The following is a 3740-nucleotide window of genomic DNA, read 5'->3' on the forward strand; positions in this document are numbered from 1 at the left end:
GGAGTCGGGGGGCTCAGCGCGGCTGCGTTGCTTGCTGCGGCGGGCGAGCCGGTGCTGGTGCTCGAACGCCAATCCGCCCCCGGCGGCAAACTGCGCGAGGTCACCGCTGGCGGCAGTGCGGTCGATGCCGGGCCGACGGTATTCACCATGCGCTGGGTGTTTGAACGGCTGTTTGCTGATTGCGGCGGCGATCTTGCCAGCGCCATCCCGCTGACCGCCGCCAGCACCATCGCGCGGCACGCGTGGGATGCTGACAGCCATTTCGATCTGTTCGCCGATGTGGGCGAGAGCGAAGCCGCGATCGGCGACTATTTCAGCGCCGCAGATGCCGCCGGATTCCGCAGCTTTTGCGCCGAGGCCGAACGCATTTTCAACGTGCTGCGTGAACCGTATCTTGAAGCCTCACGCCCGACGCCGTTCACTCTTGTCAAACGCATCGGCCTCAAACGCCTGCCCGAAACCATGGCGATCCGCCCCTATCAGGCGATGTGGCGCGCATTGGGGCGACATTTCAGCGACCCCCGGCTGCAGCAGCTGTTCGGCCGCTATGCCACCTATTGCGGCTCATCGCCGTTTATCGCGCCTGCCACGCTGATGTTGATCGCGCACGTTGAGCAGGATGGCGTGTGGCTGGCCGACAACGGCATGCATTCGATCGCCACCGCCATCGCCGATCTGGCGCGCAGCAACGGCGCACAGTTCCGCTACGGCGCGACTGTTGACGAGATCGTGGTCGAACATGGCCGCGCCGCCGGGGTGCGCCTTTCGTCTGGCGAAGTGATCCGCGCGCGCGCGGTTGTGTTCAATGGCGACCCGGCCGCCATCGCCACCGGACAGATGGGCACGCGCGCACGCCATGCGGTGCCGCCAGTACCACCCAAGCAGCGCTCGCTTTCAAGCATGACCTGGCTGATCAACGCCAGGACTTCGGGCTTCGATCTGGTGCGGCACAACGTGTTCTTCTCGGACAACTATCGCGCGGAATTCGATGCGATCTTCCGCGATGGGCAAGTGCCGGGCAAGCCCACCGTCTACATCTGCGCGCAGGACCGCGATGACCACAGCGCCCGCGCCCCGCCAGGCCCCGAGCGGCTGCAACTGATCGTCAATGCCCCGGCAAACGGGGACTTCAAGACCTATTCTGATCTGGAGATCGAACAATGCGAGAGGCAAACTTTCGGCTTCCTGGCGGCTTGTGGCCTGACGATCGACCGAACGTCGGACAATTCGGTGCCGGTGACGCCCAGTCATTACGAGGGCTTGTTCCCGGCGACAGGTGGCGCGCTTTACGGCCGGGCGACACATGGATGGAAGGCAGCTTTCCAGCGGCCCGGGGCGGCGAGCCGCTTGCCGGGTCTGTATCTGGCCGGGGGCGGCATTCACCCCGGCGCGGGGATCCCCATGGTGAGCCTTTCCGGCCGCTTGGCGGCAGAGCGGCTGCTTGCGGACCTGCCTTCGATGCGGTCGTCCCGGCGGGCGGCTATGCCTGGTGGTATATCGACGCGCTGAGCGACGACGGCAAGCACGGGCTGACGATCATCGCCTTCATCGGAAGCGTGTTTTCGCCATATTATCACTGGTCCGGACGCGGCGACCCGACCAATCATGTCGCGATGAATGTCGCGCTTTATGGCCCGCGCGGCGGCTGGTGCATGACCGAACGCGGGCGCGGGGCTTTGGCATGCGACCATGACAATCTGGTGATCGGCCCAAGCTCGATGCACTGGGATGGCAGCAGCATGACGATCAACCTTGAGGAGATCACCGCGCCTTTGCCCAAGAAGGTGCGCGGCACGATCCGCGTCTACCCCAAGGTGATGCCCGAAACGCTTTGGCCGCTCGATGCGCAAGGCAAGCACGCCTGGCGCCCGATCGCACCGCGCGCGGCGGTTGAGGTGAAGCTCAACAACCCTTCACTCAGCTGGCGCGGCGAGGGCTATATCGACAGCAACGCCGGCGTCGAACCGCTGGAGCGCGGGTTCACCGACTGGCACTGGTCGCGCGCGCATCTCGCCCGCGATTCGGTGGTGCTGTATGAGGGGCAAAGACGCGATGACACCCGCTTTGCTATGGGACTGCGCTTTGCCGACAATGGCGCAATCAGCGAGGTCGCGCTGCCGCCCGAACGCGTGTTGCCCAAGACCGGATGGCGGATGCCGCGCATCACCCGCGCTGATGCGGGCGCGCCGGTCGCGATCCGCCGGACATGGGAGGACACCCCGTTTTATTCGCGCACTGCGCTCACCACCAAGCTGTTCGGCGAGCATGCCGAGGCGGTGCACGAAAGCCTGTCGCTCGACCGGCTGGAAAAGGGCATCGTCAAGCTGATGCTGCCGTTCCGAATGCCACGGCGGGGGAAATAGAGCTTCATCGCCATCTGGCCGCACGCACAACCGCCACCGGATCGTATTCACGCCAGCAGCGTAACGTTGCCCCCCGCCGCCGTCGTATCGATGCACACGTGGCGTTCGTGCACGCAGCGGCCACCAAAATCATGTTCGGTGAACAGTGGCAGGATCGGCCCGTTGCGCTTTGCCAGCGCAGCACGCACCGCACGTTGATCGCCCTCTTCGCTCCACAGCGCCACCGCATCGAAGCCCTCGATCTCCGCCAGATCGGCGCGCTCGATGAAACCGTCCACGCTGTGCGGTCCCGCGGCGCGGGGCACTACCATCAGCGCGGCGCAGCCTTTTGAGCGCGCGATCTGCGCCTGTTCGGCAGCGGCATCGGGCGTCGGGCCAAGGCACAGCACGACCCCGCGCGGATAGAGCGACAGCACGTTGGACTCGCCCGTTGGCCCCGGCATCTCGCGCGTCTCCAGCGGCAATTCGGTCACCTGCGGCAGCGCGGCGAACGCCATCTCCACCTCAACCTTGCCCGCCAGCCGGTTGAGCGGCGGCAGCGCAATTTGCGGGCCAACAGCGGCGGCGAAACGCTTGAGATAGTGCGGCCCGCCCGCCTTAGGTCCGGTGCCCGACAGCCCCTCGCCGCCAAACGGCTGAGTGCCGACCACCGCGCCAATCTGGTTGCGGTTGACATAGGCATTACCCGCGCGGATGCGCGCGGTGATGCTGTCCACGCGCTTGTCGATGCGTGTCTGCAACCCGAAGGTCAGCCCATAGCCGCGTGCATTGATGCGATCGACCAGACCGTCGATTTCGCCCGCCTCGAACGTAGCGATATGCAGCACCGGCCCAAATATCTCTTCAGCCAGACCCTCGATGCCCCCCACGGCAATCGCCGCCGGGCCGACGAAGAAACCAGTATCGGGCACATCCAGCTGCTTCAGCAAGCACCCTCCTGCGCGCGCCGCATCGATGTGCGCGACGATCTTGGCGCGCGCAGCGGGATCGATCACCGGGCCGACGTCATTGGCGAGCCACCACGGATCACCCAGCGACAGCGCATCCATTGCCCCGAACAGCATGTCCTTGAGCGAGTCCGCAATGTCGCGCTGCACATACAGCAGCCGCAGCGCAGAACAGCGTTGTCCGGCGGACTGGAAGGCCGACGACAGGATGTCGCGCACAGCCTGTTCGGGCAGCGCGGTCGAATCGACGATCATCGCATTGATGCCGCCGGTTTCGGCGATCAGCATGGCGTGCGGGGCGCAATGCGCAGCCATGTTGCGGTTGATCGCCTGCGCCGTCGCGGTCGATCCGGTAAAGCAGGTGCCCGCGATGCGCGGATCGCCGGTCAGCGCGTTGCCGATCACCCGGCCCGGCCCGGGCAGCAGCTGC

The 3740-nt window shown here is 65.9% G+C and carries 3 protein-coding genes; 2 read left to right on the forward strand and 1 reads right to left on the reverse strand.

Going from position 1 to position 3740, the window contains the following annotated elements; genetic code table 11:
• Both crtD and ACEW8G_RS13215 read left to right on the forward strand, forming a co-directional pair.
• Window positions 1–1509, forward strand: a 1509-nt coding sequence (crtD, locus tag ACEW8G_RS13210; protein WP_373488872.1) for a 1-hydroxycarotenoid 3,4-desaturase CrtD, incomplete at its 5' end; no start/stop codon positions are given.
• A 47-nt stretch (window positions 1510–1556) separates the two neighbouring features.
• A complete protein-coding gene (locus ACEW8G_RS13215) occupies window positions 1557–2363 on the forward strand; it encodes a hydratase (RefSeq protein ID WP_373488873.1) in 807 nt (268 codons plus the stop codon).
• Between the two features lie 47 nt (window positions 2364–2410).
• On the opposite strand, the gene ACEW8G_RS13220 is transcribed toward ACEW8G_RS13215, so the two are convergent.
• The coding region (locus tag ACEW8G_RS13220; protein WP_373488874.1) for an aldehyde dehydrogenase family protein at window positions 2411–3740 on the reverse strand (1330 nt) is incomplete at its 5' end.

The organism is Blastomonas sp., from assembly GCF_041747255.1.
Taxonomy (GTDB): Bacteria; Pseudomonadota; Alphaproteobacteria; order Sphingomonadales; family Sphingomonadaceae; genus Blastomonas.